The 25,880-nt window shown below is 70.9% G+C and carries 22 protein-coding genes and 3 tRNA genes; 21 read left to right on the top strand and 4 right to left on the bottom strand.

Features of this window, described 5'->3' with window-relative positions:
- Positions 1 to 123 precede the first annotated feature (123 nt).
- Positions 124 to 1,446, bottom strand: coding sequence for an amidohydrolase family protein (locus tag ACZ6ZR_RS32050; RefSeq protein WP_465648370.1), 1,323 nt, complete (start codon positions 1,444 to 1,446; stop codon positions 124 to 126).
- A 312-nt stretch (positions 1,447 to 1,758) separates the two neighbouring features.
- Here ACZ6ZR_RS32050 and ACZ6ZR_RS32055 point away from each other — a divergent pair.
- The 6 genes from ACZ6ZR_RS32055 (at position 1,759) to ACZ6ZR_RS32080 (ending at position 4,303) form a co-directional block, all read left to right on the top strand.
- Positions 1,759 to 1,831: transfer RNA gene (locus ACZ6ZR_RS32055), tRNA-Thr, on the top strand.
- A gap of 46 nt (positions 1,832 to 1,877) precedes the next feature.
- Positions 1,878 to 1,950, top strand: a tRNA-Met gene (locus tag ACZ6ZR_RS32060).
- 82 nt (positions 1,951 to 2,032) lie between these two features.
- Positions 2,033 to 2,197, top strand: a complete 165-nt coding sequence (gene rpmG / locus ACZ6ZR_RS32065) for a 50S ribosomal protein L33 (RefSeq protein WP_006604855.1) — start codon at positions 2,033 to 2,035, stop codon at positions 2,195 to 2,197.
- Positions 2,198 to 2,335: 138 nt separating this feature from the next.
- Positions 2,336 to 2,806 carry an FAS1-like dehydratase domain-containing protein gene (locus ACZ6ZR_RS32070; protein WP_465648372.1) on the top strand — a complete coding sequence of 157 codons (471 nt, stop codon included), beginning with the start codon at positions 2,336 to 2,338 and terminating at the stop codon, positions 2,804 to 2,806.
- A gap of 5 nt (positions 2,807 to 2,811) precedes the next feature.
- On the top strand, positions 2,812 to 3,234 hold the full coding sequence (locus ACZ6ZR_RS32075; protein ID WP_465648373.1) for a MaoC family dehydratase: 423 nt from the start codon (positions 2,812 to 2,814) through the stop codon (positions 3,232 to 3,234).
- Positions 3,235 to 3,265: 31 nt separating this feature from the next.
- On the top strand, positions 3,266 to 4,303 hold the full coding sequence (locus ACZ6ZR_RS32080) for a UDP-N-acetylmuramate dehydrogenase (protein ID WP_465648375.1): 1,038 nt from the start codon (positions 3,266 to 3,268) through the stop codon (positions 4,301 to 4,303).
- Between the two features lie 6 nt (positions 4,304 to 4,309).
- On the opposite strand, the gene ACZ6ZR_RS32085 is transcribed toward ACZ6ZR_RS32080, so the two are convergent.
- Together ACZ6ZR_RS32085 and ACZ6ZR_RS32090 are read right to left on the bottom strand one after the other, a co-directional pair.
- Complete coding sequence (locus ACZ6ZR_RS32085; RefSeq protein WP_465648377.1) at positions 4,310 to 5,338, bottom strand: adenosine deaminase; 1,029 nt, start codon at positions 5,336 to 5,338, stop codon at positions 4,310 to 4,312.
- 107 nt (positions 5,339 to 5,445) lie between these two features.
- Positions 5,446 to 6,681 (bottom strand): pyridoxal phosphate-dependent aminotransferase, encoded by a 1,236-nt coding sequence (locus ACZ6ZR_RS32090; protein ID WP_465648378.1) that lies wholly within the window; start codon positions 6,679 to 6,681, stop codon positions 5,446 to 5,448.
- A gap of 239 nt (positions 6,682 to 6,920) precedes the next feature.
- On the opposite strand from ACZ6ZR_RS32090, the gene ACZ6ZR_RS32095 reads away from it, so the two are divergent.
- The 15 genes from ACZ6ZR_RS32095 (at position 6,921) to ACZ6ZR_RS32165 (ending at position 24,964) form a co-directional block, all read left to right on the top strand.
- A tRNA-Trp gene (locus ACZ6ZR_RS32095) sits at positions 6,921 to 6,993 on the top strand.
- Positions 6,994 to 7,135: 142 nt separating this feature from the next.
- Entirely contained in the window at positions 7,136 to 7,483 is a 348-nt protein-coding gene (secE, locus tag ACZ6ZR_RS32100; RefSeq protein WP_380149372.1) for a preprotein translocase subunit SecE, read from the top strand.
- A 197-nt stretch (positions 7,484 to 7,680) separates the two neighbouring features.
- On the top strand, positions 7,681 to 8,670 hold the full coding sequence (gene nusG, locus ACZ6ZR_RS32105; RefSeq protein WP_465648380.1) for a transcription termination/antitermination protein NusG: 990 nt from the start codon (positions 7,681 to 7,683) through the stop codon (positions 8,668 to 8,670).
- 167 nt (positions 8,671 to 8,837) lie between these two features.
- The gene (rplK, locus tag ACZ6ZR_RS32110; protein ID WP_402295156.1) at positions 8,838 to 9,272 is read left to right on the top strand and encodes a 50S ribosomal protein L11; all 435 of its coding nucleotides are present in this window, start codon (positions 8,838 to 8,840) and stop codon (positions 9,270 to 9,272) included.
- 76 nt (positions 9,273 to 9,348) lie between these two features.
- Entirely contained in the window at positions 9,349 to 10,071 is a 723-nt protein-coding gene (gene rplA, locus ACZ6ZR_RS32115; protein ID WP_465648382.1) for a 50S ribosomal protein L1, read from the top strand.
- Positions 10,072 to 10,203: 132 nt separating this feature from the next.
- Positions 10,204 to 11,202 carry an SCO4651 family lipoprotein gene (locus ACZ6ZR_RS32120; RefSeq protein WP_465648384.1) on the top strand — a complete coding sequence of 333 codons (999 nt, stop codon included), beginning with the start codon at positions 10,204 to 10,206 and terminating at the stop codon, positions 11,200 to 11,202.
- A gap of 53 nt (positions 11,203 to 11,255) precedes the next feature.
- Positions 11,256 to 12,095 carry an SCO4651 family lipoprotein gene (locus tag ACZ6ZR_RS32125; protein WP_465648386.1) on the top strand — a complete coding sequence of 280 codons (840 nt, stop codon included), beginning with the start codon at positions 11,256 to 11,258 and terminating at the stop codon, positions 12,093 to 12,095.
- Positions 12,096 to 12,385: 290 nt separating this feature from the next.
- Complete coding sequence (gene rplJ, locus ACZ6ZR_RS32130) at positions 12,386 to 12,949, top strand: 50S ribosomal protein L10 (protein ID WP_465648388.1); 564 nt, start codon at positions 12,386 to 12,388, stop codon at positions 12,947 to 12,949.
- Positions 12,950 to 13,040: 91 nt separating this feature from the next.
- Positions 13,041 to 13,424, top strand: a complete 384-nt coding sequence (gene rplL / locus ACZ6ZR_RS32135) for a 50S ribosomal protein L7/L12 (RefSeq protein ID WP_465648390.1) — start codon at positions 13,041 to 13,043, stop codon at positions 13,422 to 13,424.
- Between the two features lie 601 nt (positions 13,425 to 14,025).
- A complete protein-coding gene (gene rpoB, locus ACZ6ZR_RS32140) occupies positions 14,026 to 17,502 on the top strand; it encodes a DNA-directed RNA polymerase subunit beta (protein ID WP_465648392.1) in 3,477 nt (1,158 codons plus the stop codon).
- A 101-nt stretch (positions 17,503 to 17,603) separates the two neighbouring features.
- Positions 17,604 to 21,497 carry a DNA-directed RNA polymerase subunit beta' gene (locus ACZ6ZR_RS32145; protein ID WP_465648394.1) on the top strand — a complete coding sequence of 1,298 codons (3,894 nt, stop codon included), beginning with the start codon at positions 17,604 to 17,606 and terminating at the stop codon, positions 21,495 to 21,497.
- Positions 21,498 to 21,679: 182 nt separating this feature from the next.
- Positions 21,680 to 22,357 carry a DUF4097 family beta strand repeat-containing protein gene (locus ACZ6ZR_RS32150; RefSeq protein ID WP_465648396.1) on the top strand — a complete coding sequence of 226 codons (678 nt, stop codon included), beginning with the start codon at positions 21,680 to 21,682 and terminating at the stop codon, positions 22,355 to 22,357.
- A 46-nt stretch (positions 22,358 to 22,403) separates the two neighbouring features.
- A complete protein-coding gene (locus tag ACZ6ZR_RS32155; RefSeq protein ID WP_465648398.1) occupies positions 22,404 to 23,570 on the top strand; it encodes a sensor histidine kinase in 1,167 nt (388 codons plus the stop codon).
- Positions 23,571 to 23,615: 45 nt separating this feature from the next.
- Positions 23,616 to 24,290 carry a response regulator gene (locus ACZ6ZR_RS32160; RefSeq protein WP_465648400.1) on the top strand — a complete coding sequence of 225 codons (675 nt, stop codon included), beginning with the start codon at positions 23,616 to 23,618 and terminating at the stop codon, positions 24,288 to 24,290.
- Positions 24,291 to 24,412: 122 nt separating this feature from the next.
- Positions 24,413 to 24,964, top strand: coding sequence for a hypothetical protein (locus ACZ6ZR_RS32165; RefSeq protein WP_465648402.1), 552 nt, complete (start codon positions 24,413 to 24,415; stop codon positions 24,962 to 24,964).
- A gap of 26 nt (positions 24,965 to 24,990) precedes the next feature.
- Here ACZ6ZR_RS32165 and ACZ6ZR_RS32170 read toward each other — a convergent pair.
- Positions 24,991 to 25,880 (bottom strand): helicase-associated domain-containing protein (locus ACZ6ZR_RS32170; protein ID WP_465648404.1); only part of this gene is annotated, 890 nt, incomplete at its 5' end.

The raw sequence follows: 25,880 nt of genomic DNA on the forward strand, positions 1-25,880 counted from the left end.
CGCCCGCCGGGACGTCGGGCCGGCCGCCCCCGCCACTCGCTCGACCGCCCTCCGGACACGCCGGCCGGCCGCCCCGCGCAGCGGTTGCCGCTACGCGGGCGGTCGAGGAGGCGCAGAGGGGTACTACCCCGGCGTGTTCTGCCGCGGGAGCGCCAGCGCCACCGTGTCCGCGAACTCCCGCACCGCACTGGTCCGCGACACGATCCGCCCGCTGTGGATCACCAGCCGGCTGTGCCCGCCCGCCAGCACCCCGGCCACCGAGTCGCCCCGGACGGCCAGTAGTTCCGCCGGGAACCCGGCGTCCACCCGCACCGGCGGCAGCCCGAGCGCGATCCGGGCCTGGTTGGAGACAGCCTCGTAGGCGGCCTCCGGGCTGAGCCCGCCCCCGCCCGCGAGCAGGTACGCGGCCTCCAGCGGGTCGGCCCGGCCGACCGGGTTGCCGGTGTCCCGGAGGGCGCCGCCGCCGGCCGCGAGGACCACCCCCTCCTCGGTCAACTCCCGTACCAGGGAGGCCCGGAGGGCGCGAGCAGGCCCCTCCAGCCCGACGCAGTGACCGTTCTGCGGGAGGCAGACCACCCGCAGCCCGGCCCCGGCCAGCACGGCGGCCCCGCTCGGGCCGCCGCCTGTGGCCCCGCCCGGGCCCCCGCCTGCGGCCCCGCCCACGGCCATCCCGGACAGCGGCCCGACGGTGACCCGCGGCCGCAGCGGAGCCAACGCGGCCGCCAGCCGGGCGAGTTGGGCCGGGTCCGCGCCCGCCGTGTGCAGGTCCACGGGGCAGTCCGCCTCCCGGGCGGCCTCCAGCAGGACCTGGACGTAGCCGGCCGGGTCCGGGTCGAGGTCGGGGCAGCCGCCGGCGGCGGTGGCGCCGAGCTTGAGCGCCTCCCGCAGTTGGGCCCGGCCGTCCGCCCCGGCCCGGCCGGTGAGCAGCCGGGGGACGGCCACCGCCTGGAGCTCGGCCAGTCCGCGCAGTGCCTGGCGGGCCGTCAGGACGGCCTCCAGGCGGCGCAGCCCGTGCACGTCGGCGATCCGGACGTGGGTGCGCTGCGCGGTGGCCCCGTACCCGAGCGCGGTGAGCGCGGCCTCGGTGACCCGGCGGACCAGCTCGGCCGGGGTCTCCGGGGGAGGGGTCTGGAGGGCGGCGGAGAAGGCCACGTCGTAGTGGGCGTGCGGTTCGGCGGGCGCGGGCAGCAGCAGGTAGCCGCTGAGGTCGATCTTGGCGCCGGTGGTGCTGGTGGGGGCGCCGGGCAGGGCGGGCAGCGGCCCGAGCGAGCCGCAGGTGCCGACGGCCTGGATCCGGTCGCCGCTGATCCGTACGTCCACCAGCCGGCCGTCGGTCAGCCGGGCGTTGGTGAGCAGCAGGACGGGGCCGTGGCCCAGCGGGTTGCCGCTGCGTGCGGGTTCCTCGCCCTGGTGCGGCCCGTCGGCGGGTGCGCTGTCCGCGGTCATCGGGCGGCTCCTCGTTGTCCGGCGGCCCGCCGGGCGCTCCGGGAGCCGCAAGATCACTGAGGGTCGAGCCTATGGGGCCCGGGTGCGAGGCGCTCGGAGGCTGGCATAAGTCGTATCGGGTCGGGCCGCGCGTCGGGCCGCGCGTCGGGCCGTGGGTCGGGCCCGCGGTCGGTACGGCCCTCCGTGGGTTCCACGGCGCGATCGAACGCCGGTCCTGCGGGGGAGTGCCCGTACGAGCCGTCCACCTGCGATCTTCCGGTCGGGGAACGGATTTCACCTCTGGCCGGGAAACGTGTAATCTCTTCCTCGTTCGCCCCTATAGCTCAGTCGGTAGAGCGTCTCCATGGTAAGGAGAAGGTCTGCGGTTCGATTCCGCATGGGGGCTCTGGTGAGGAAGCTGAGGATCTTCGGATCCGACGCTCGATCATCTCAGCGGTGTAGCTCAGTTGGTAGAGCAAGCGGCTCATAATCGCTGTGTCACCGGTTCAAGTCCGGTCACCGCTACCCGCGTAGTCGATCGGGGGGTTCAACTCCCGATCGGCTACTCTTGTCGTGTCATCAATCATTGTTCAAGGAAGGCACTCCCGTGGCTGCCACCGATGTCCGCCCGAAGATCACGCTGGCCTGCGTGGAGTGCAAGGAGCGGAACTACATCACCAAGAAGAACCGGCGTAACGACCCGGACCGTCTTGAGATGAAGAAGCACTGCCCCCGCTGCAACTCGCACACCGCGCACCGCGAGACCCGCTGACCCCGTAGGGCGTCACCGGGCCTGCTGTGATCAGGCTCTTGGCTCCAGGCCGTGTCTCCCGCAAGGGGGCACGGCCTGGAGCTTTTTCTGCATCTCCGTACCACCGCACAGCGTGACCCACCGTCAGAGGAGTGGCCCATGGCTCTCGATCCCTCGTTCATCGGGCGGACCTACCCGCCCACCGCGCCCTACGAGGTCGGCCGCGAGAAGATCCGCGAGTTCGCGGTCGCGGTCGGGGACGCCAATCCGGCGTACACCGACGTGGAGGCGGCGAAGGCGCTCGGATACTCGGACGTGATCGCGCCCCCCACCTTCCCGTTCGTGATCGCCTTCCAGGCGGCCGCGCAGGTGGTGAACGACCCGGAGCTCGGGCTGGACTACACCCGGGTCGTGCACGGGGACCAGAAGTTCACCTACTCCCGCCCGGTCCGGGCCGGTGACCGGCTCTCCGTCACGGTGCGGATCGACGCCATCAAGTCGCTGGCCGGGAACGACGTGCTGACCGTCAACGGCGCCGTGCACGACGAGAGCGGCGAGCACGTGGTCACCGCCGTCATGACGCTGGTGGCCCGGGCCGCCGATGCCGGCGACACCCAGCAGGGGGAGTGAACGAGATGAGCATCACGTACGCCTCGGTCGAGGTCGGCACCGAACTGCCCGCGCAGTCCTTCCCGGTGACCCGCGCCACGCTCGTCCAGTACGCCGGCGCCTCCGGCGACTTCAACCCGATCCACTGGAACGAGAAGTTCGCCCTGGAGGTCGGCCTGCCCGACGTCATCGCCCACGGCATGTTCACCATGGCCGAGGCGATCCGGGTGGTCACCGACTGGGTCGGCGACCCGGGTGCGGTGGTCGAGTACGGCGTCCGCTTCACCAAGCCCGTCCCCGTCCCCAACGACGGTGTCGGCACCACCATCGAGGTCTCGGCCAAGGTCGCCGCCCTGCTGGACGACAACAAGGTGAGGGTCGACCTGCTCGCCAAGAACGGCGACAACAAGGTGCTCGGGATGTCCCGCGCGGTGGTCAGGCTGAAGTAGGCCGGAGTGACCCGCGGCTAGGCTGGGGGGCGTGCTCGTTGAACTGGACGCCCCCCTCGCCCCGCTGACCACGCTGCGCCTCGGCGGCCCGGCCCGCCGGCTGGTCACCGCGACCACCGACGCCGAGGTGATCGAGACCGTCCGCAAGGCCGACGGGACCGGGGAGCCGCTGCTGGTGATCGGCGGCGGCTCCAACCTGGTGATCGGTGACGCGGGCTTCGACGGCACCGTGCTGCGGATCGCCACCACCGGTTTCACCCTGGACGGCACCCTGCTGGAGCTGGCCGCCGGCGAGGTCTGGTCCGAGGCGGTGGCCCGCACGGTCGACGCCGGCCTGGCCGGGATCGAGTTCCTGGCCGGCATCCCCGGCTCGGCCGGGGCCACCCCGGTGCAGAACGTCGGCGCCTACGGCCAGGAGGTGGCGAGCGGCATCACCGAGGTGGTGGCGTACGACCGCCGCACCGGCGAGACCGTCACCCTGGGCAACGCCGACTGCGAGTTCTCCTACCGGCACAGCCGCTTCAAGGCCGACCCGGACCGCTACGTGGTGCTCCGGGTCCGCTTCCGGCTGGAGGACGCCGGCGGCCTCTCCACCCCCGTCCGCTACGCCGAGGTCGCCAAGGCGCTCGGCGTCGGCCCGGACGAGCGGATCGGCCTGCGCAAGGCCCACGAGACCGTGCTCGGCCTGCGGGCCGGCAAGGGCATGGTGCTCGACCCGGCGGACCACGACACCTGGTCGGCCGGCTCCTTCTTCACCAACCCGGTCCTGACGGCCGGTCAGTACGCCGACTTCCAGGCCCGTGCGGGCGAGACGGCCCCGGCCTACCCTGCGCCGGACGGCCGCACCAAGACCTCCGCCGCCTGGCTGATCGACCGGGCCGGCTTCGGCAAGGGCTACGGCTCCGGGCCCGCCACCCTCTCCACCAAGCACACCCTGGCCCTCACCAACCGCGGCGCCGCCTCCACCGAGGACCTGCTGGCGCTGGCCCGGGAGATCCGGGACGGCGTCCGGGCCGCCTTCGGGGTGGAGCTGGTGAACGAGCCCGTGATGGTCGGCGTCACCCTGTAGCGCCCGTCAGTCCGTAGGACCGCCGAGCCACCCGTCGATGTCCGCCAGCAGTACCTTGCGGACGTCCTCCGGCGCGCGCGAGCCGCGCACCGACTGCCGTGCCAGCTCGGCGAGTTCGGCGTCCGAGAAGCCGTGCACGTCCCGCGCCAGGTCGTACTGGGCGGCCAGCCGGGAGCCGAACAGCAGCGGGTCGTCCGCGCCCAGCGCCAGCGGCACCCCGGCCTCGAAGAGGGTGCGCAGCGGCACCAGCCCGGGCTCCTCGTAGACCCCGAGCGAGACGTTGGAGGCCGGGCAGACCTCGCAGGTCACCTGACGGTCCGCCAGCCGCTGCATCAGCCGCGGGTCCTCGGCGGCCCGCACCCCGTGCCCGATCCGGCCGGCCCCCAGGTCGTCCAGGCAGTCCCGGACCGACTCCGGCCCGGACAGCTCGCCGCCGTGCGGGGCGGCCAGCAGCCCGCCGTTGCGGGCGATGGCGAAGGCCCGGTCGAAGTCCCGTGCCAGGCCCCGCCGTTCGTCGTTGGAGAGCCCGAAGCCGACCACCCCCTGGTCCGCGTACCGGACGGCCAGCCGGGCCAGCGTCCGGGCGTCCATCGGGGACTTCATCCGGTTCGCCGCGACCAGTACCCGGATCCCGACCCCGGTGGCGGCCGAGGCCTCCCGGGTGGCGTCCAGGATCAGCTCCAGGGCGGGGATCAGCCCGCCGAGCCGGGGCGCGTACGAGGTCGGGTCGACCTGGATCTCCAGCCAGCGGGAGCCGTCCCGGGCCTCGTCCTCGGCCGTCTCCCGCACCAGCCGCCGGATGTCCGACTCGTCCCGCAGCACCGAGCGCGCGGTGTCGTACAGCCGCTGGAACCGGAACCAGCCGCGCTCGTCGGTGGCCCTGAGCTGGGGCGGCTCGCCCGAGCTGAGCGCCTCCGGCAGCCGGACGCGGTGCTTCTCGGCCAGCTCCAGCAGGGTGGCGGGCCGCATCGAACCGGTGAAGTGCAGGTGCAGGTGGGCCTTCGGCAGGGCCCGTACGTCACGAGGCTGATCCATTCACCGATCCTGCCGCATCGCACCCCCGAACGGGAACCGCCCCCCTCACGTCCTCCGAAGGAGTGAAGGGGGCGGCACCGGGGCAGGCCCGGGAAGGTGACGGAGCGTCAGTCGCGGGCCTCGCCCAGCAGCTTCTGCATCCGGCTGATGCCCTCGACCAGGTCGGCGTCGCCGAGCGCGTACGACAGGCGCAGGTAGCCCGGGGTGCCGAAGGCCTCGCCCGGGACGACCGCGACCTCGGCCTCGTCCAGGATCAGGGTGGCCAGCTCGGCGGAGGTGGCCGGACGCTTGCCGCGGATCTCCTTGCCCAGCAGGTCCTTGACCGAGGGGTAGGCGTAGAACGCGCCCTCGGGCTCGGGGCAGAAGACGCCGTCGATCTCGTTGAGCATCCGGACGATGGTCTTGCGGCGGCGGTCGAACGCCTCCTTCATCTCGTCCACGGCGGCCAGGTCGCCCGAGACGGCGGCCAGCGCGGCGCGCTGCGCGACGTTGGAGACGTTGGAGGTGGCGTGCGACTGCAGGTTGGCGGCCGCGTTGACGACGTCCTTCGGGCCGATCAGCCAGCCCACCCGCCAGCCGGTCATCGCGTAGGTCTTGGCCACGCCGTTGACCACGATGCACTTGTCGGCCAGCTCGGGCAGCAGGGCCGGCAGCGAGGTGAAGGTCGCGTCGCCGTAGACCAGGTGCTCGTAGATCTCGTCGGTGAGCACCCAGAGGCCGTGCTCCAGCGCCCAGCGGCCGATCGCCTCGGCCTCGGCCTCGGTGTAGACCGCGCCGGTGGGGTTGGACGGCGAGACGAACAGGACCACCTTGGTCTGCTCGGTGCGGGCCGCCTCCAGCTGCTCCACCGAGACCTTGTAGCCGGTGGTCTCGTCGGCGATCACGTCGACCGGCACGCCGCCGGCCAGCTTCACGGCCTCCGGGTAGGTGGTCCAGTACGGGGCCGGGATGATCACCTCGTCGCCCGGGTCGAGGATCGCGGCGAAGGCCTCGTAGATCGCCTGCTTGCCACCGTTGGTGACCAGCACCTGGGAGGCGTCCACCACGTAGTTGGAGTCGCGCAGCGTCTTGGCGGCGATGGCGGCCTTGAGCTCCGGCAGACCGCCGGCCGGGGTGTAGCGGTGGTTCTTCGGGTCCTGGCAGGCCTCGACGGCCGCCGCGACGATGTAGTCCGGGGTCGGGAAGTCCGGCTCGCCGGCGCCGAAGCCGATCACGGGCCGGCCGGCCGCCTTGAGGGCCTTGGCCTTGGCGTCCACCGCGAGGGTGGCGGACTCGGCGATGGCGCCGATCCGGGCGGAGACACGGCGGTCCGACGGGCGGTTGCTGGGGGTGGGAGCGCTCATGCCCGCCATCGTCGCAGAGAGGGCGCTCCGGGGGCAGACGGGTCCAGGATGCGTACCGATCGGTCCGCATTGCGTACGGCTTGCGCCCCGACCTGGTGAATGGGGTTCGACCTGACGGCCCGGAACACGTACACTCACTGCTCGATGGCTCCCGAAGTGCAGCTCCACCGAGGCGTAGTGAACGCAGCGGCCAGGATGCGGTAGGTTGTGAGACATCTCCGGAGCCCACAAGGCCCCGTAGGGCAATAGCTCAATTGGTAGAGCACCGGTCTCCAAAACCGGCGGTTGGGGGTTCAAGTCCCTCTTGCCCTGCTGCTTGAACCGTACCCAGCCCGTTCGCTCCACTGGAGCGAGCGGGCTTGATGCGGAGAGGGCACCTTTCAGCACTGCATTCGCCGGATCGCCCGCACCCGCGACGCGACGCTCGGCAGGACCCGGATTCAGGTGAGGACGAGTGACGGAGACCACGGGCTCCACCGCAACGCCTGAGAGCGGCAACCCCGAGGGTGCCGCGGAGGCCACGCCTGCCGACGAGGCGCTCTCGCGCCGCGACCGCAAGCGTGCCAAGAAGGCCGAGGGTGGCGACAAGAAGGCCGGCAAGCGGGCCAAGAAGGGCGTCTTCGCCCGGGCCGCGCTGTTCTACCGGCAGATCATCGCCGAGCTCCGCAAGGTGGTCTGGCCCTCCCGCAACCAGCTGACCCAGTACACCATCGTCGTGGTGGTCTTCGTGGTCGTGGTGATGGGCCTCGTCTCCGGTCTCGACTACGGCTTCTCCAAGCTCAGCCTGTGGGTGTTCGGCTGATCCGCCGCCACCTCCCGCTCCACTCCCCGACCCGGGCCGTCATGACGGTCCGGGTCGAGCTGTCGGCGCACTCCGGGCGTTCCCGCTACCGTTGACTCGGTACTGTTGGAGGTCCGGGTCGTTCCCGCAGCGCGCCCTTCGTGGCGCCGGAAGGCCCGGAGCCGTTCCATCTCACTTCCAGGAAAGAAGCAGCCACCGTGTCTGACTCCCCCCTGTACGACGCCGACGAGACCGTCCGCGAGGCGGATGACCTCGCCGCCGAGGCCGCCGACGTCGAGGCTGCCGACGTCGAGGACGCCGAGCAGATCGTGGACGCGGTCGACTCGGACGAGGACGAGGTCGAGGCTGCGGACGAGGCCGAGGCGGGCGAGCCCGCCGAGGAGGCCGCCGTGCACGAGGTGGACGAGGACGAGCTCGACGAGGACGACGCCTTCGCCGCCGCCCTCCAGGCCGTCGGCTCCGACGCCGAGGACGAGGACGAGAGCGCCGAGGACGAGGCCGCTGAGGTCGAGGCCGCCGACGACGAGACCGCCGAGGCGGACGACGAGGCCGAGGCCGCCGTCGAGGAGCCCGAGGTCGAGGTCGACCCGGTGGCCGTCTTCCGCGAGGAGCTGCGCACCGCGCCGGGCGAGTGGTACGTCATCCACACCTACGCCGGCTACGAGAACCGCGTGAAGCAGAACCTCGAGCAGCGCGCCGTCTCGCTCAACGTCGAGGACTACATCTTCGACTCGCAGGTGCCGCAGGAGGAGGTCGTCCAGATCAAGAACGGCGACCGCAAGACCATCCGGCAGAACAAGCTCCCCGGCTACGTGCTGGTCCGGATGGACCTCACCCCGGAGTCCTGGGGCGTCGTGCGCAACACCCCCGGCGTCACCGGCTTCGTGGGCAACGCCTACGACCCGTACCCGCTGACCCTGGACGAGGTCGTCAAGATGCTCGCCCCCGACGTGGAGCGCCAGGCGGCCAAGGAGGCCGGCAAGGCCTCCCCGATCCGTCCGGTCGAGGTCCAGGTGCTCGACTTCGAGGTCGGCGACTCGGTCACCGTCACCGACGGTCCGTTCGCCACCCTGCAGGCGACCATCAACGAGATCAACCCGGACTCGAAGAAGGTCAAGGGCCTGGTCGAGATCTTCGGCCGCGAGACCCCGGTCGAGCTCTCCTTCGACCAGATCCAGAAGAACTAGTAGGACAGAGCTTCGAGTTCGGGGCGGGGCCTGGTGGCCCCGCCCCGAACTCGTTTTGGTCCAGGCGGTGACAGCGGTTAGCCTGGTCCGATGTGTGTCCACCCGGACGGGTGTCGCCCCGGCCGCCGGACGCACCAGCAAACCACTCTCGGAAGGACCCGGAGAGCATGCCTCCCAAGAAGAAGAAGATCACGGGGCTCATCAAGCTCCAGATCAACGCCGGTGCGGCCAACCCGGCTCCGCCGGTCGGCCCCGCGCTGGGCCAGCACGGCGTGAACATCATGGAGTTCTGCAAGGCCTACAACGCGGCGACCGAGTCGCAGCGCGGCATGATCGTGCCGGTGGAGATCACGGTCTACGACGACCGCTCCTTCACCTTCATCACGAAGACGCCGCCGGCCGCGCGCCTCATCCTGAAGGCCGCGGGCGTCGACAAGGGCTCCGCCGAGCCGCACAAGACCAAGGTCGCCAAGCTGACCGCGGCTCAGGTGCGCGAGATCGCCACGGTCAAGCTCCCCGACCTGAACGCCAACGACCTGGACGCCGCGTCGAAGATCATCGCCGGCACCGCCCGGTCGATGGGCATCACCGTCGAGGGCTGATCACCCCTCTCGTCCACCCGTGGTAGGGCCTGCGCGGCCCGATACGCCACGAACTCCATCACCTTCAGGAGAAGCAGTGAAGCGCAGCAAGGCCCTCAAGGCCGCGGACGCCCAGGTCGACCGCGCCAAGATCTACGCCCCCCTCGAGGCCGTCCGCCTCGCCAAGGCGACCTCCACCAGCAAGTTCGACGGCACCGTCGAGGTCGCCATGCGCCTGGGTGTCGACCCGCGCAAGGCCGACCAGATGGTCCGCAGCACCGTGATCCTCCCGCACGGCACCGGTAAGACCGCTCGGGTCCTGGTCTTCGCGACCGGCGAGCGTGCCGAGGCCGCGCGTGCTGCCGGCGCCGACATCGTCGGCGCCGACGAGCTCATCGACGAGGTCGCCAAGGGCAAGCTGGACTTCGACGCCGTCGTCGCCACCCCGGACCTCATGGGCAAGGTCGGCCGCCTCGGCCGCGTGCTCGGTCCCCGTGGCCTGATGCCGAACCCGAAGACCGGCACCGTCACCCCCGATGTCGCCAAGGCTGTCAACGACATCAAGGGCGGCAAGATCGAGTTCCGCGTCGACAAGCACTCGAACCTGCACTTCATCATCGGCAAGACCTCGTTCACCGATGAGCAGCTGGTCGAGAACTACGCCGCCGCGCTCGAGGAGGTCCTCCGGGCCAAGCCGGCCGCCGCCAAGGGCCGCTACATCAAGAAGACCGCCTTCGCGGCCACCATCGGCCCCGGCATCCAGGTCGACCCGAACCGCACCCGGAACCTCCTCGTCGAGGAGGACCCGGCCGCCGTCTGAGCCTCCGAGCTCCAGCGGTAACCGCGTTCCCACGGGCCCGCACTCCCCTTCACCGGGGGGTGCGGGCCCGTTCGCGTGTCCGCGTCGACTAGAGTCCGCCTACCGAGATCCGGGACGTAGGGGGTTCCACGAATGCGCACGATACGGGTGACCGCCCTGGCCGCGCTGCTGGTGGCCGGGCTGACGGCCTGCGGGGCCGGTGGCTCCGACGACGCCGCGAAGACCGCCGCCACGGCCGCGCCGTCCGGCACCGCTTCGGCCGCGGCCTCCGCCGCCGCCTCGGCCGGCGCCACGGGCTCCGCCGTCCCCTCGGGGGCCGCCTCGGACCCCGCCGGTTCGGCGAGCCCCACCGCGGGCGGCGGCACGGGCACCACCACCGGAGGCTCCGGCTCCACCGCCCCGGGCACCCTTCCGGCCCCGGCCGGGGCCGCCAAGGACGTGCTGGTCGCGGCGGGCGGGGTGATGGCCAAGGCCGGCAACGCCAAGCTGTCGGTCGGCACCGGCGCGGTCGCCCAGGGCGGCGGCGGCTCCTTCTCCTGGGCCCAGGGCTCCATCGACCTGGTGCTGACCCAGCCCGACGGCGCCCAGGCCCGGCTCCGCGCGGCCGGCGGCTCGGTCTGGGTCGGCGCGCCCGAGCAGACCGCCGCGCTGGTCGGCGGCAAGCCCTGGATGAAGGTCGACCCGAACGCCAAGCCCGGCGGCACCCAGGTGCTGGCCGGTGGCGAGGACGCCCGCGGCCTGGTCGCACTGGCCAAGGTGCTGAACCCGTCGGTGGCGCTGGCCGCCGGTGCGGGCAGCCCGGGCCTGGCCAAGGTTGGCGTCGAGTCGGTGGACGGCCAGGAGGCCGTGCACTTCCGCGCCACCGGCGTGGCCGACGCGCTGGTCAACGGTCTGACGGAGGAACAGAAGCAGCAGGCCCTGGCCGACCTGGGCCGCAACGGCGGCGCGCTGGACCTGTGGATCAACGGCCGGAACGAGCTGGTCCAGCTCAGGGCCGCGGACCTGACCCCGTCCCGGGCCGGCGAGATGACGGTCCGTTACGGCGAGCTGGGCCGGGCCCCGCAGGTGGCCGCGCCGCCGGCCACCGACGTGTTCGAGGTCGCGGATCTGCTCAAGGGCTTCGGCGGCTGACCCGCGGCGTGAGAGGTTGGCGGGGGAGTGGCGGCACGAGGACGGGTGACGGGATGACGAGGGCACGGCGCACGGCGGCCGCGGCGCTCGCCGTCCTGCTGCTCACCGGCCTGGCCGGCTGCGGCTCGGACGGCCCCGCTCCGGACGGCTCCGGCGGCGCGAGCGGCAAGGCCGGCCCGAGCCCCTCCGCCACCCGCACCCCGACCGGCCTGCCCAGCCCCACCGACCGCTCCCCGCACGGGGTGCTGCTCTCCGCCCAGCTGGCGATGGACACCGCCCGCCGGGCCGGTTACTCCGCCCGGCTCGGCGACGAGTCCGCCTCCGGGGCGCTGTTCTGGGCCCCCAAGACGGTGCTCAAGCTCAAGCACCCCGGCTCGTCCGAGCAGCTGGTGATACTCGACACCACCGCCTACCGGGGCGGCGACCAGGCCACCGCCGACCGCAACGCCGGCCGGCACTGGGAGAAGTACGCCACCCAGGGCGGCCAGCGCGACATCCCGTACGCCGCCCTGGTAGACCGGCTCAACCCGATGGTGGCGCTGACCGCCGCCGTCGCCGCCGAGCGCCCGCAGCTGATCGGCGAGGAGACCGTCGCCGAGGTCACCGTCCAGCACTACCGGGTGGTCCTGGCCTCCGAGCGGTACGCCGCCGCGCAGACCCAGCTGCCGGCGGCCCGCCAGGAGGCGCTCCGGGCCGGGCTCGGCAGCGGGGAGGTCACCCTCGACCTCTGGCTGGACGACAAGGACCAGCTGGTCCGGCTGCACCGCTCGGGCGGCCAGGGCAACGACACCGTGACGTACCAGGACTGGGGCGGCTCGCTCCCGGTGCAGGCCCCGGACGCGGCGGACACCGCCGACATGGGCTCGGCCGCCTTGCCTCCGTTGGCTTCCTGACCGGATTTGGTTCGAAAGCCCGGCCCGGGGTACGGTGGGGCCTGCCAAAGACCGCTGGTTGTCGCCGTTTCCCTTCCGGGGGAGCCGGCACCGAAGGTCCCGCGTCAAGCGGGCGGCCCGCGCAGGTGTGTCTGGTGCGTCTGATTTCCGGTTCTTCGGAGCCGTTGAGATCTGCAAGCCCCATGCCCCTGCGCATGGGGCTTTTTTCGTCACCTGTGGTTCGAGGCGTTGGATGGTCGACTGATCCATGGTCGGCCTGACTTCGACATCACGGAAGGAGGCGTAAGCCTATGGCCAGGCCCGACAAGGCTGCTGACGTCGCTGAGCTGACGGACAAGTTCCGTTCCTCCAGCGCCGCCCTGCTGACCGAGTACCGCGGTCTCACGGTGAAGCAGGTCAAGACCCTGCGTCGCTCGCTGGGCGAGAACGCCCAGTACGCCGTGGTGAAGAACACGCTGACCAAGATCGCCGCCAACGAGGCTGGGATCACCGAGCTCGACGACCAGTTCACTGGTCCGACGGCTGTCGCCTTCGTCACCGGTGACCCGGTGGAGTCGGCGAAGGCTCTGCGTGACTTCGCCAAGGAGAACCCCGCACTGATCATCAAGGGCGGTGTCCTTGACGGTAAGGCGCTGTCCGCCGATGACATCAAGAAGCTCGCGGACCTCGAGTCCCGCGAGGTGCTGCTCGCCAAGTTCGCGGGTGCCCTGAAGGCCAAGCAGTCCCAGGCTGCCGCGCTCTTCCAGGCCCTCCCGTCGAAGCTCGTCCGCACCGTGGACGCGCTTCGCGACAAGGTCGAGCAGGGCGGTGCCGGCGCGCCGGCTCCCGCCGCTGAGGACGAGGCCGCCGAATAATTCGGCAGGCTCACGCCTCGCTGCGGGCCAGTGCCCGCTTCACCCCGTACATCCGGCACCTAACCTGCCGATTTAGTGGAAGGACGCCATCATGGCGAAGCTGACCCAGGACGAGCTGCTCGCGCAGTTCGAGGAGCTCACCCTCATCGAGCTCGCTGCCTTCGTGAAGGCCTTCGAGGAGAAGTTCGACGTCACCGCTGCCGCCCCGGCCGCCGTCGTCGTCGCCGGCGGTGCCGGTGCCGCGGCCGAGGCCGTCGAGGAGCAGGACGAGTTCGACGTCATCCTCGATGGCGCCGGTGACAAGAAGATCCAGGTCATCAAGGAGGTGCGCGCCCTCACCTCCCTCGGCCTGAAGGAGGCCAAGGACCTCGTCGACACCGCTGGTGCGAAGGTTCTCGAGAAGGTCGCCAAGGACGTTGCCGAGAAGGCCAAGGCCCAGCTCGAGGGCGCCGGCGCCAAGGTCACCGTCAAGTGACTCAGTGCCCTCCCTGAGAGGGCGCGAGGCCGGGCCGATCACCCCTGTGGGTGGTCGGCCCGGCCTTTTTGGTTCTCCGGGACCTGACGTTCACCGTCCTGGCGGACTGTGGGCTCGGCCACTGTCGGCGGTGGCGGGTATGGTGATCGCTGTCGTCCCCGGAGGGCCTCTCGCAGGGGCTGTAACGCGGTGGCCTGCTCGGACGATGAACGGTGTGAGGTCCGCACTCCGGTGCGGCCCTTGACGAACCGCACCGGGCGCGCGATTCTCGATCCGCGCCCCGCGTGATGGGTCCAAGCGGTCGGAGCGGTTCCGGATGCATATTCCGTGGCTCCGCCGGGAACTGACTCATCGTGAGGTGCGGTGGCCCGGGGCGTCCGGGCCATTGGTGAGTGGTAGGAGAGGGGTCTCCGATTCGGTCTCCGAATCAGAGCTTGTCAGCAGTGTGCCTTTTGGCTACACTGTCCCTTTGCGCTGCCTGTTAGCTGCTCCGTGACTCGTCGCCCGGAGTGGCCCCTGTCCTGACCTGGGGTTTTCCGCCTCGGCAAGGCCCGGCCGGTACGCGCGTAGTGAGCTCCGAGCCCTCGGAAGGACCCCCCTCTTGGCCGCGCCGCGCAACGCCTCGAACAATTCCGCCGCATCCACCGCCCCGCTCCGCGTCTCGTTCGCGAAGATCAAGGAGCCCCTCGAGGTCCCCAACCTCCTGGCCCTGCAGACCGAGAGCTTTGACTGGCTGCTCGGCAATGCGGCCTGGAGGTCACGGGTCGAGGAGGCGTTGGAGAACGGTCAGGACGTCCCCACGAAGTCCGGTCTGGAGGAGATCTTCGAGGAGATCTCCCCGATCGAGGACTTCAGCGGGTCGATGTCGCTGACCTTCCGCGACCACCGTTTCGAGCCGCCGAAGAACTCCATTGACGAGTGCAAGGACCGCGACTTCACGTTCGCGGCCCCGCTCTTCGTCACCGCCGAGTTCACCAACAACGAGACCGGTGAGATCAAGTCTCAGACGGTCTTCATGGGCGATTTCCCGCTCATGACCCACAAGGGCACCTTCGTGATCAACGGCACCGAGCGTGTCGTGGTCTCGCAGCTGGTGCGCTCGCCGGGTGTCTACTTCGACTCGAGCCTGGACAAGGTGTCCGACAAGGACATCTTCTCCTGCAAGATCATCCCCTCCCGCGGTGCCTGGCTGGAGATGGAGATCGACAAGCGCGACATGGTCGGTGTCCGCATCGACCGCAAGCGCAAGCAGTCGGTCACCGTGCTGCTCAAGGCGCTCGGCTGGACCAACGAGATGATTCTCGAGGAGTTCGGCGAGTACGAGTCGATGCGCGCCACCCTGGAGAAGGACCACACCCAGGGCCAGGACGACGCGCTCCTGGACATCTACCGCAAGCTGCGCCCTGGCGAGCCGCCGACCCGTGAGGCCGCCCAGACGCTGCTGGAGAACCTGTACTTCAACCCGAAGCGGTACGACCTCGCGAAGGTCGGCCGGTACAAGGTGAACCGCAAGCTGGGCAACGCGGAGTCCCTGGACTCCGGCGTCCTCACCGAGCCCGACATCATCGGTGCGATCAAGTACCTGGTGAAGCTGCACGCCGGCGAGGTCGACTGGCGTGACGACGAGGGCCGCGACATCGTGGTCGAGGTCGACGACATCGACCACTTCGGCAACCGTCGCCTCCGCAACGTCGGCGAGCTGATCCAGAACCAGGTCCGTACGGGTCTCGCCCGTATGGAGCGCGTCGTGCGCGAGCGCATGACCACCCAGGACGTCGAGGCGATCACGCCGCAGACCCTGATCAACATCCGGCCGGTCGTCGCCTCCATCAAGGAGTTCTTCGGCACCAGCCAGCTGTCGCAGTTCATGGACCAGACGAACCCGCTGTCGGGCCTGACCCACAAGCGTCGTCTGTCCGCACTCGGCCCCGGTGGTCTGTCCCGTGAGCGGGCCGGCTTCGAGGTCCGTGACGTGCACCCCTCGCACTACGGCCGCATGTGTCCGATCGAGACCCCCGAAGGCCCGAACATCGGTCTGATCGGCTCGCTCGCGTCCTACGGCCGGGTCAACGCCTTCGGCTTCATCGAGACCCCGTACCGCAAGGTCATCGAGGGTGTCGTCACCGAGGCCGTGGACTACCTGACCGCCGACGAGGAGGACCGCTTCGTCATCGCGCAGGCCAACGCCCCGCTGACGGACGAGCTGACCTTCGCCGAGCCGCGTGTCCTGGTCCGCCGCCGCGGTGGCGAGATCGACTACATCCCGGGCACCGAGATCGACTACATGGACGTCTCGCCGCGCCAGATGGTGTCGGTCGCGACCGCCATGATCCCGTTCCTCGAGCACGACGACGCGAACCGCGCGCTCATGGGCTCCAACATGATGCGTCAGGCGGTGCCGCTGCTGAAGAGCGAGGCACCCGTGGTCGGCACCGGCATGGAGTACCGCTGCGCGGTCGACGCCGCCGACGTGATCGTGGCCGAGAAGGCCGGTGTCGTCCAGGAGGTCTCGGCCGACTACGTCACCGTGGCCAACGACGACGGCACGTACAACACGTACCGCGCCGCCAAGTTCACCCGCTCCAACCAGGGCACCTCCTTCAACCAGAAGGTGCTCGTCGACGAGGGCGCCCGCGTCGAGGTCAACCAGGTGCTGGCCGACGGCCCCTGCACCGACCAGGGTGAGATGGCGCTCGGCAAGAACCTGCTCGTGGCGTTCATGTCCTGGGAGGGTCACAACTACGAGGACGCGATCATCCTGTCGCAGCGCCTCGTCCAGGACGACGTCCTCTCCTCGATCCACATCGAGGAGCACGAGGTCGACGCCCGTGACACCAAGCTGGGCCCCGAGGAGATCACCCGGGACATCCCGAACGTCTCCGAGGAGGTCCTCGCCGACCTCGACGAGCGCGGCATCATCCGGATCGGTGCGGACGTCGTCACCGGCGACATCCTGGTCGGCAAGGTCACCCCGAAGGGTGAGACCGAGCTGACCCCGGAGGAGCGCCTGCTCCGCGCGATCTTCGGTGAGAAGGCCCGTGAGGTCCGCGACACCTCGCTGAAGGTGCCGCACGGTGAGTCCGGCAAGGTCATCGGCGTCCGCGTCTTCGACCGCGAGGAGGGGGACGAGCTTCCCCCGGGCGTGAACCAGCTGGTCCGCGTCTACGTCGCCCAGAAGCGCAAGATCACCCACGGTGACAAGCTCGCCGGCCGTCACGGCAACAAGGGCGTCATCTCGAAGATCCTGCCGGTCGAGGACATGCCGTTCCTGGAGGACGGCACCCCGGTCGACATCATCCTCAACCCGCTGGGTGTCCCGTCCCGAATGAACCCGGGGCAGGTCCTGGAGATCCACCTGGGCTGGCTCGCCAAGCAGGGCTGGGACGTCTCCGGCCTCGCGGAGGAGTGGGCCCAGCGTCTCCAGGCGATCGGCGCCGACACGGTCGAGGGTGGCACCAACCTCGCCACCCCGGTCTTCGACGGCGCCCGCGAGGACGAGATCACCGGCCTGCTGGACCACACCACCCTCACCCGTGACGGTGAGCGCCTGGTGAACTCCACCGGTAAGGCCCGGCTCTTCGACGGCCGCTCCGGCGAGCCGTTCCCGATGCCGGTGTCCGTCGGCTACATGTACATCCTGAAGCTGCACCACCTGGTCGACGACAAGCTGCACGCCCGTTCGACCGGTCCGTACTCGATGATCACCCAGCAGCCGCTCGGTGGTAAGGCGCAGTTCGGTGGTCAGCGATTCGGTGAGATGGAGGTGTGGGCCCTCGAGGCGTACGGCGCGGCCTACGCGCTGCAGGAGCTGCTCACCATCAAGTCCGACGACGTCCTGGGCCGCGTGAAGGTCTACGAGGCGATCGTCAAGGGCGAGAACATCCCCGAGCCCGGCATTCCCGAGTCCTTCAAGGTCCTCATCAAGGAAATGCAGTCGCTCTGCCTCAACGTGGAGGTGCTGTCCTCGGACGGCTCGTCCATCGAGATGCGCGACTCCGACGAGGACGTGTTCCGCGCCGCCGAGGAGCTCGGCATTGACCTGTCCCGGCGCGAGCCGAGCAGCGTCGAAGAGGTCTGATTGAGGCCGGGCCGGCTGATACCCCATCAGCCGGCCCGCCCCCAGGCCCCCCTCAGACCAACAGACAGAACCTCGATTCACGAAAGAGGGCTTGACGACCAGTGCTTGACGTCAACTTCTTCGACGAGCTCCGCATCGGCCTGGCCACCGCCGACGACATCCGCCAGTGGTCCCACGGCGAGGTCAAGAAGCCGGAGACCATCAACTACCGCACCCTGAAGCCGGAAAAGGACGGGCTCTTCTGCGAGAAGATCTTCGGCCCCACCCGGGACTGGGAGTGCTACTGCGGCAAGTACAAGCGCGTCCGCTTCAAGGGCATCATCTGTGAGCGCTGCGGCGTCGAGGTGACCCGCGCCAAGGTGCGCCGCGAGCGGATGGGCCACATCGAGCTGGCCGCTCCGGTCACCCACATCTGGTACTTCAAGGGTGTCCCGTCCCGCCTGGGCTACCTGCTCGACCTGGCGCCGAAGGACCTCGAGAAGGTCATCTACTTCGCCGCCTACATGATCACCTGGGTGGACGACGAGCGCCGTCAGCGCGACCTCCCCTCGCTGGAGGCGCACGTCTCCGTCGAGCGTCAGCAGATCGAGAACCGTCGGGACTCCGACCTGGAGAACCGGGCCAAGAAGGCCGAGACGGACCTCGCCGAGCTCGAGGCCGAGGGTGCCAAGGCCGACGTGCGCCGCAAGGTGCGCGAGGGTGCCGAGCGTGAGATGAAGCAGCTGCGCGACCGCGCGCAGCGCGAGATCGACCGCCTCGACGAGGTCTGGGCCCGCTTCAAGAACCTCAAGGTCCAGGACCTCGAGGGCGACGAGCTGCTCTACCGCGAGCTGCGCGACCGCTTCGGCACCTACTTCTCCGGCTCGATGGGCGCGGCGGCCCTCAAGGACCGCCTCGAGACCTTCGACCTGGCCGAGGAGTCCGAGCGCCTGCGCGAGATCATCCGGACCGGCAAGGGCCAGAAGAAGACCCGTGCGCTCAAGCGCCTCAAGGTCGTCTCCGCCTTCCTGCAGACCACCAACAAGCCCAACGGCATGGTGCTGGACTGCGTCCCGGTGATCCCGCCGGACCTGCGTCCGATGGTCCAGCTCGACGGTGGCCGCTTCGCCACCTCGGACCTGAACGACCTGTACCGCCGCGTCATCAACCGCAACAACCGCCTGAAGCGGCTTCTCGACCTCGGCGCGCCCGAGATCATCGTGAACAACGAGAAGCGCATGCTCCAGGAGGCGGTCGACGCCCTCTTCGACAACGGCCGTCGTGGCCGGCCGGTCACCGGCCCGGGCAACCGTCCGCTGAAGTCCCTGAGCGACATGCTCAAGGGCAAGCAGGGTCGTTTCCGCCAGAACCTGCTCGGCAAGCGAGTCGACTACTCGGCCCGTTCGGTCATCGTCGTCGGCCCGCAGCTCAAGCTGCACCAGTGCGGTCTGCCGAAGGCCATGGCGCTGGAGCTCTTCAAGCCGTTCGTGATGAAGCGCCTGGTGGACCTGAACCACGCGCAGAACATCAAGTCGGCCAAGCGCATGGTCGAGCGCGCCCGTCCGGTCGTGTGGGACGTCCTCGAAGAGGTCATCGCCGAGCACCCGGTCCTGCTGAACCGTGCGCCCACCCTGCACCGCCTCGGCATCCAGGCCTTCGAGCCCCAGCTGGTCGAGGGCAAGGCCATCCAGATCCACCCGCTCGTCTGCACCGCGTTCAACGCGGACTTCGACGGTGACCAGATGGCCGTCCACCTGCCGCTCTCCGCGGAGGCGCAGGCCGAGGCCCGCATCCTGATGCTGTCCTCGAACAACATCCTGAAGCCGGCCGACGGTCGCCCCGTCACCATGCCGACCCAGGACATGGTGCTCGGTCTGTTCTTCCTGACCTCGGACCGGGACGAGGTGAAGGGCGGTGGCCGTTCCTTCTCCTCCACCGCAGAGGCCGTGATGGCGTTCGACGCCAAGGAGCTCGACGTCCAGGCCGTCGTCGACATCCGTCTGCCGGTCGGCACCGTCCCGCCCCGTGGCTGGACCCCGCCGGTCGACGAGGACGGTCAGTCGAGCTGGTTCGAGGGCGAGTCGTTCCGGCTCAGCACCACCCTCGGCCGCGCGCTCTTCAACGAGCTGCTGCCCGAGGACTACCCGTTCGTCGACTACGAGGTGGGCAAGAAGCAGCTCTCCGCGATCGTCAACGACCTGGCGGAGCGCTACCCCAAGGTCGTCGTCGCGGCGACCCTGGACAACCTCAAGGCGTCCGGTTTCCACTGGGCCACCCGCTCGGGCGTCACGGTGTCGATCTCCGACGTCGTGGTCCCGCCGAGCAAGCCGCAGATCCTCGAGGGCTACGAGGCCCAGGCCGAGAAGGTGCAGCGTCAGTACGAGCGCGGCCTGATCACCAACGAGGAGCGCAAGAGCGAGCTCATCGGCATCTGGACCCGGGCGACCAACGAGGTCGCCGAGGCGATGAACGCGAACTTCCCGAAGACCAACCCCATCTTCATGATGGTGGACTCGGGTGCTCGCGGAAACATGATGCAGATGCGTCAGATCGCCGGTATGCGTGGTCTGGTGTCGAACGCGAAGAACGAGACCATCCCGCGTCCCATCAAGGCCTCGTTCCGTGAGGGCCTGTCCGTGCTGGAGTACTTCATCTCCACCCACGGTGCCCGTAAGGGTCTGGCCGACACCGCGCTGCGTACCGCCGACTCGGGTTACCTGACCCGTCGTCTGGTGGACGTCTCGCAGGACGTGATCATCCGCGAGGAGGACTGCGGCACCGAGCGCGGCCTCAAGCTGGCGATCGGCGTCCGCGGCGAGGACGGTTCGCTGCGCAAGACGGACGACGTCGAGACCAGCGTCTACGCCCGCATGCTGGCCGAGGACATCACGGTGGACGGCAAGCTCCTTGCCACCGCCAACACCGACCTCGGTGACGTCCTGATCGACGAGCTGATCCGTCACGGCATCAGCGAGGTCAAGACCCGCTCGATCCTCACCTGTGAGTCTGCGGTCGGCACCTGTGCCTTCTGCTACGGCCGTTCGCTGGCCACCGGCAAGCTGGTCGACATCGGTGAGGCGGTCGGCATCATCGCCGCCCAGTCGATCGGTGAGCCCGGTACCCAGCTGACGATGCGTACCTTCCACACCGGTGGTGTGGCGGGTGACGACATCACCCAGGGTCTGCCCCGTGTGGTCGAGCTCTTCGAGGCCCGTACCCCCAAGGGTGTGGCCCCGGTCGCGGAGGCCCAGGGCCGGGTCCGGATCGAGGACACCGAGAAGACCCGCAAGCTGGTCGTCACCCCCGACGACGGCAGCGACGAGATCGCCTACCCGATCTCCAAGCGCATCAAGCTGCTGGTCTCCGAGGGCGAGGCGGTCGAGGTCGGCCAGAAGCTGACCGCCGGCACGATGAACCCGCACGACGTCCTGCGCATCATGGGCCAGCGTGCCGTCCAGATCCACCTGGTGGCCGAGGTCCAGAAGGTCTACAACTCGCAGGGCGTGTCGATCCACGACAAGCACATCGAGATCATCATCCGGCAGATGCTCCGCCGCGTGACGATCATCGAGTCGGGCGATGCCGAGCTGCTCCCGGGCGAGCTCGTCGAGCGCGGCCGCTTCGAGACCGAGAACCGTCGCGTGGTCTCCGAGGGCGGTCACCCCGCCTCCGGCCGTCCGCAGCTGATGGGTATCACCAAGGCCTCGCTGGCCACCGAGTCCTGGCTGTCGGCGGCCTCCTTCCAGGAGACCACCCGGGTGCTCACCGACGCGGCGATCCACGCCAAGTCGGACCCGCTGCTGGGCCTCAAGGAGAACGTCATCCTCGGTAAGCTCATCCCGGCCGGTACGGGTCTCCCCCGCTACCGCAACATCCGGGTCGAGCCGACCGAGGAGGCCAAGGCCGCGATGTACTCGGCCGTCGGCTACGACGACTACGACCTGTCGCCCTTCGGCGCCGGCTCCGGCCAGGCCGTCCCGCTGGACGACTACGACTACGGCCCGTACACCGGCTGAGTCCAGGTCATCTGATCCGCCGTCAGGGCGGTCACCCCACACGGGGTGGCCGCCCTGCGGCGTTTCCTCCCCCTGGCGGGGGAGGGGGCACAACCGCTCCGGGGAGGGATGTCCCGTGCGGGGGGAGGCGGGATGATCTTCTTGTCGGGTTGTCGGGTTGTCGATGGCGGGGAGGTCCGGTCGTGAAGCGTGTGCTGGTGGGGGCCGTGATGGCGGCGGTGGTGCTGGGCGGGGTGAGCGGGTGCTCGCTGGGGGAGGAGCGCCGCGAGGTGGAGTACGCGGTGGACGGGCCGGTGCGGGTGCTGGTGGTGGACTCGGGGACCGGGGACGTGGTGGTGCGGGGCGAGGAGGGGGCCCGGGGCGTCTCGGTGACGGAGGGTCAGGAGTGGAGCGACGAGGCGCCGCAGGCGCGGCACGAGCTGGTGGACGGGACGCTGACGCTGTCGTACCGCTGCCCGGACGGGGACTGCTCGGTGGGGTACGTGGTGCACGCGCCGGCCGGGACGCAGGTGCGGGTGAGGACGGGGACGGGGAGCGTCCGGCTGTCGGGGCTGACCGGTGACGTGACGGCGCAGGCCGGGACGGGCGGGGTGACGGCGGAGCGGCTCGGGGCGCGGACGGTGGAGCTGACGGCCGGGACGGGGGACGTGAAGGCCGGCTTCACGGTGGCGCCGGAGAACGTGCGGGCCACGGCGGGCACCGGCGACGTGCGGCTGGAGCTGCCGCCGGGGGCGGAGTACGCGGTGGACGCCAGGACAGGCACGGGGGCGGCGAAGGTGGACGTGCCGGTGCGCAGCCAGTCGGAGCGGAAGGTCACGGCGCGGGCGGCGACGGGTGACGTGACGGTCGTCGGTGGTTGAGCCGGGCGCGGTGCGGGATGATCGGCCGCACGGGGGTGGGGCCGGGGTGGAGTGGTGGCAGGCGCGCGCGGAGCGGGCCGGGGCGTGGTGGCGGGCCCGGTGGGCCGGGGTGGATCCGTACGTGCTGGACGGCGCTCTCGCGGTGGCCTCGGCGGCGATCGCGGTCTGGACGGTCTGGCACGACGAACCGGACTGGCAGTGGTGGGTGTACGCGCTGGCGGTGGCCACCGCGCTGCCGCTGCCGTGGCGGCGGAAGGCTCCGTTCACGGTCTTCTGCCTGACCAGCCTGGTCTCGATCGCGGTCACCGTGGCGGCGCACTCGGCCATGCCGCAGGTGCCGCTGGCGGCCGTGGTGACGGTCTACACCGTCGCGGACCGGGGCCGGGACTGGCAGCGCTGGCTGATGCTGACCGGCCTGGTCTGGGGGAACGTGGCGGGCACCCGTTCGCTGAACGGTGCGCTGTTCAGCCTGCTGACCTCGGTCGGGGCGTTCGTGTTCGGTTCGCTGGCACGGGAGTTGCGCCGCAAGGCGGCGGACGCTGCGGACCGGGCCGGTGAGCTGGCCCGCCGGGCCGAGGCGGACGCGGCCCGCGCGGTGGCCGAGGAGCGGGCCCGGATCGCCCGGGAGATGCACGACATCCTGGCGCACGCGGTCTCGCTGATGGTGATCCAGGCCGAGGCGGGCCCGCTGGTGGTGCGCAGCGACCCGGACCGGGCGGTCCGCACCTTCGACACCATCGCCGACTCGGGCCGGGACGCGATGGTCCAGCTCCGGCGCGTGCTCGGGGTGTTGAGGGAACAGGGAGCCGGGCCCGAGCTGGCCCCGCAGCCGACCCTGGCGGAGCTGCCGGCGGTGGTGGAGCGGGTCCGCGAGTCGGGCCTGCGGGTGGCGCTGGACTGCACGGAGGTCGGCCCGCCGGAGGTGCAGGCGGCGGCGTACCGGATCGTGCAGGAGGCGCTCACCAACACCGTGAAGCACGCCGGGGCGACCGCCGCCGAGGTGAGCGTGGTGCGGACCGGCCGCGAACTGCTGGTGCGGGTGACGGACGACGGGCGGGGGATCGGCGCCCCGCGGGCGGGGGAGTGGTCGGGCGGCCGCGGGCTGGTCGGCATCCGGGAACGGGCGGCCGCCGTCGGCGGCCGGGCGGAGGCGGGGCCCGGCCCCGGGGGGCGCGGCTTCGTGGTCAGTGCCCGCCTGCCGTTGGCGAGTTGAGAAGTCGAGAAGTTGAGAAGTTGAGAAGTCGAGAAGGGGAGCAGTGTGACGATCCGGGTGGTGGTGGCCGATGACCAGGAGCTGGTGCGGGCCGGGTTCGGGATGATCCTGGACGCGCAGCCGGACATCGAGGTGGTGGCCGAGGCGGCCAACGGCGCGGAGGCGATCGAGCGGGTGCGCGAACTCGCCCCGGACGTCCTGCTGCTGGACGTCCGGATGCCGGTGATGGACGGGCTGGAGGCGGCCCGCCGGGTCTGCGCGGAGTACCCGGCCACCAAGGTGATCATGCTGACCACCTTCGACGTGGACGACTACGTCTACGACGCGCTGTACGCCGGGGCCAGCGGCTTCCTGCTCAAGGACGTCCGCCGGGACGACCTGGCCCACGGGGTGCGGATGGTGGCCACCGGCGAGGCACTGCTGGCCCCCTCGGTGACGCGCCGGCTGATCGGCGAGTTCACCGCCCGCCGGCGCTCCGGCCCGGGGCCGCAGCGTCCGCCGTCCCGGCTGCTGGAGCAGCTGACGGCCCGTGAGACGGAGACGCTGCGGCTGCTCGCGCGCGGGCTCTCCAACGCGGAGATCGCCGAGGCCTTGGTGGTGAGCGAGCACACAGTTAAGACGCACGTCTCCAACGTGCTGGCCAAGCTCCAGCTCCGGGACCGGGTGCACGCGGTGGTCTTCGCGTACGAGTCCGGCGCGGTGGTGGCCGGCGAGGAGTGAGGCGGTCGGCTCCCTCGTACGGGGGAGGCGGATGGTTCACCGGCGCGGGCGATCCCCGGACGGGGGCCGGGCGGCAGGCTGGTGGTCATCGGGAAAGCCTTCACTGCCAAAGGAGTTCGGAAATGACCTGGGACCGTCCCACGCTGGTGGCGCCGCTGCTGTTCGGCCTCTACGGAGCGGTCCGGCTGCTGCCGGAGTCGCGGGAGCCGGGGCCGAGCTGGCTGATCGGCCACGCGTTGCTGCTGGCCGGACTGGTGCTGTTCACCCCGGTGCTGGCCGAACTCGCCCGCCGGGGGAGGGCCTTCGGGCGGGTGCTGGGGCCGGTGGCGTACCTGGGGCTGGCCGCCTCCGTCGGACAGGTGCTGGTGGACCTCTGGGTGGGCCTGGTCGCGGAGGACAAGGCCGCGATGCGAGAGCTGTTCCAGCGGGTGCAGGACGTGCCCGGGGTGCTGCCGGTCTTCTACCAGGTGGGGCCGCTGCTGTTCCACCTGGGCCTGGTCGCGCTGCTCGGCGCCGCGGCCCGCCGCACCACCTGGTGGAGCCCGCTGGTCGCGGCCGCCGGGGTGGCGCTCTCGGCCGTCAGCCTGGACCTGCTGCCGGTGGCCGCGCTGCTGTGGGTGCTGGCGCTGAGCCCGCTGGAGCGGCGGCCGTCGGTGGCCGGTGCGGTGGCCTGAGCGCGCTTCGGCGCGGCGCGGCGGGATCAGGCGGGGGCCTTGACCTTGCTGATCTGTGCGGCGAACTCGGCTGCGGTGGTAAGGAGTTCGGGCATCGGCTGGTCGGCGCGCAGAGCCGGGGCGCGCTCCACCACGGTGGCACCCGTACCGGCCTCCAGCACGGGGGCGTAGCCCGCCGACCGCAGGGCCGCCAGGGTGGCCTCGGGCGGGGCGGTGCCGATCAGCACCGTCGGCGCGACCCGGCGCAGACCGAGCTTGGCCAGCGGACGGCTGTGGGCGAGCTCCAGGACGAGTGCCTCGTCGTCGGAGCGCAGGCAGCTGCCGGCGGCGGCCACCCGGATCCGGCCGTGGGTGCGGGCGGTGTCCCGGACCAGGTACTCCAGCGGCTGCGGGAGCGGGGCCGCGCCGGTGCTGAACTCCTGGAGGCGGTCGAGCAGCTCGGCGGCGTCCTGCCCGGCATCCAGCGCCCGGCGGACCGAGCGGGGGCCGAACCGCCAGACGGTGGCGTGGCCCTCGGACTCCCGGTCGGCGGTGCCCGTCAGCAGCTCCGCGAGTTCGGGGGCGGCCGGTCCGGTCACGACGGCGGTGAGGTCGGCCTGGAAGCGGGCGGTCCGGGCCGGCTCCGGCACGAGGGCGGCCAGTGCGGACCGGAGGCGGGCCACGGCCGCGGCGAGCGCGGGGTGGCGGTCGAGCGCGGGCCCGGCGCCGGGGACGGCGGGGAAGTGGCGGTCCGCCCCGGCCCGGAACAGGTCGAGCACGGCGTGTCCCACGGGGGTGAGCACGCCGTGCCCGACCACCCCGAACAGCTCGGCCTCGGCGAGCGTGGCCCGGGCGGAGTCCGTCGTGGCGGTGGAGAGTTCGACCTCCAGCGGGGCGAACCAGGCGGCCGCCTCCACGAGATCGGCGATACCGGGGG

The organism is Kitasatospora sp. NPDC088742, assembly GCF_055584905.1.

Excerpts from the sequence above, each read along its gene's own strand:
- ACZ6ZR_RS32050 (WP_465648370.1), bottom strand. The coding sequence starts at position 1,446 with ATGACCGCGGACAGCGCACCCGCCGACGGGCCGCACCAGGGCGAGGAA.
- ACZ6ZR_RS32070 (WP_465648372.1), top strand. The coding sequence starts at position 2,336 with ATGGCTCTCGATCCCTCGTTCATCGGGCGGACCTACCCGCCCACCGCG.
- ACZ6ZR_RS32075 (WP_465648373.1), top strand. The coding sequence starts at position 2,812 with ATGAGCATCACGTACGCCTCGGTCGAGGTCGGCACCGAACTGCCCGCG.
- ACZ6ZR_RS32085 (WP_465648377.1), bottom strand. The coding sequence starts at position 5,338 with ATGGATCAGCCTCGTGACGTACGGGCCCTGCCGAAGGCCCACCTGCAC.
- ACZ6ZR_RS32090 (WP_465648378.1), bottom strand. The coding sequence starts at position 6,681 with ATGAGCGCTCCCACCCCCAGCAACCGCCCGTCGGACCGCCGTGTCTCC.
- rplK (WP_402295156.1), top strand. The coding sequence starts at position 8,838 with ATGCCTCCCAAGAAGAAGAAGATCACGGGGCTCATCAAGCTCCAGATC.
- ACZ6ZR_RS32120 (WP_465648384.1), top strand. The coding sequence starts at position 10,204 with ATGCGCACGATACGGGTGACCGCCCTGGCCGCGCTGCTGGTGGCCGGG.
- ACZ6ZR_RS32125 (WP_465648386.1), top strand. The coding sequence starts at position 11,256 with ATGACGAGGGCACGGCGCACGGCGGCCGCGGCGCTCGCCGTCCTGCTG.
- rplJ (WP_465648388.1), top strand. The coding sequence starts at position 12,386 with ATGGCCAGGCCCGACAAGGCTGCTGACGTCGCTGAGCTGACGGACAAG.
- rplL (WP_465648390.1), top strand. The coding sequence starts at position 13,041 with ATGGCGAAGCTGACCCAGGACGAGCTGCTCGCGCAGTTCGAGGAGCTC.
- ACZ6ZR_RS32165 (WP_465648402.1), top strand. The coding sequence starts at position 24,413 with ATGACCTGGGACCGTCCCACGCTGGTGGCGCCGCTGCTGTTCGGCCTC.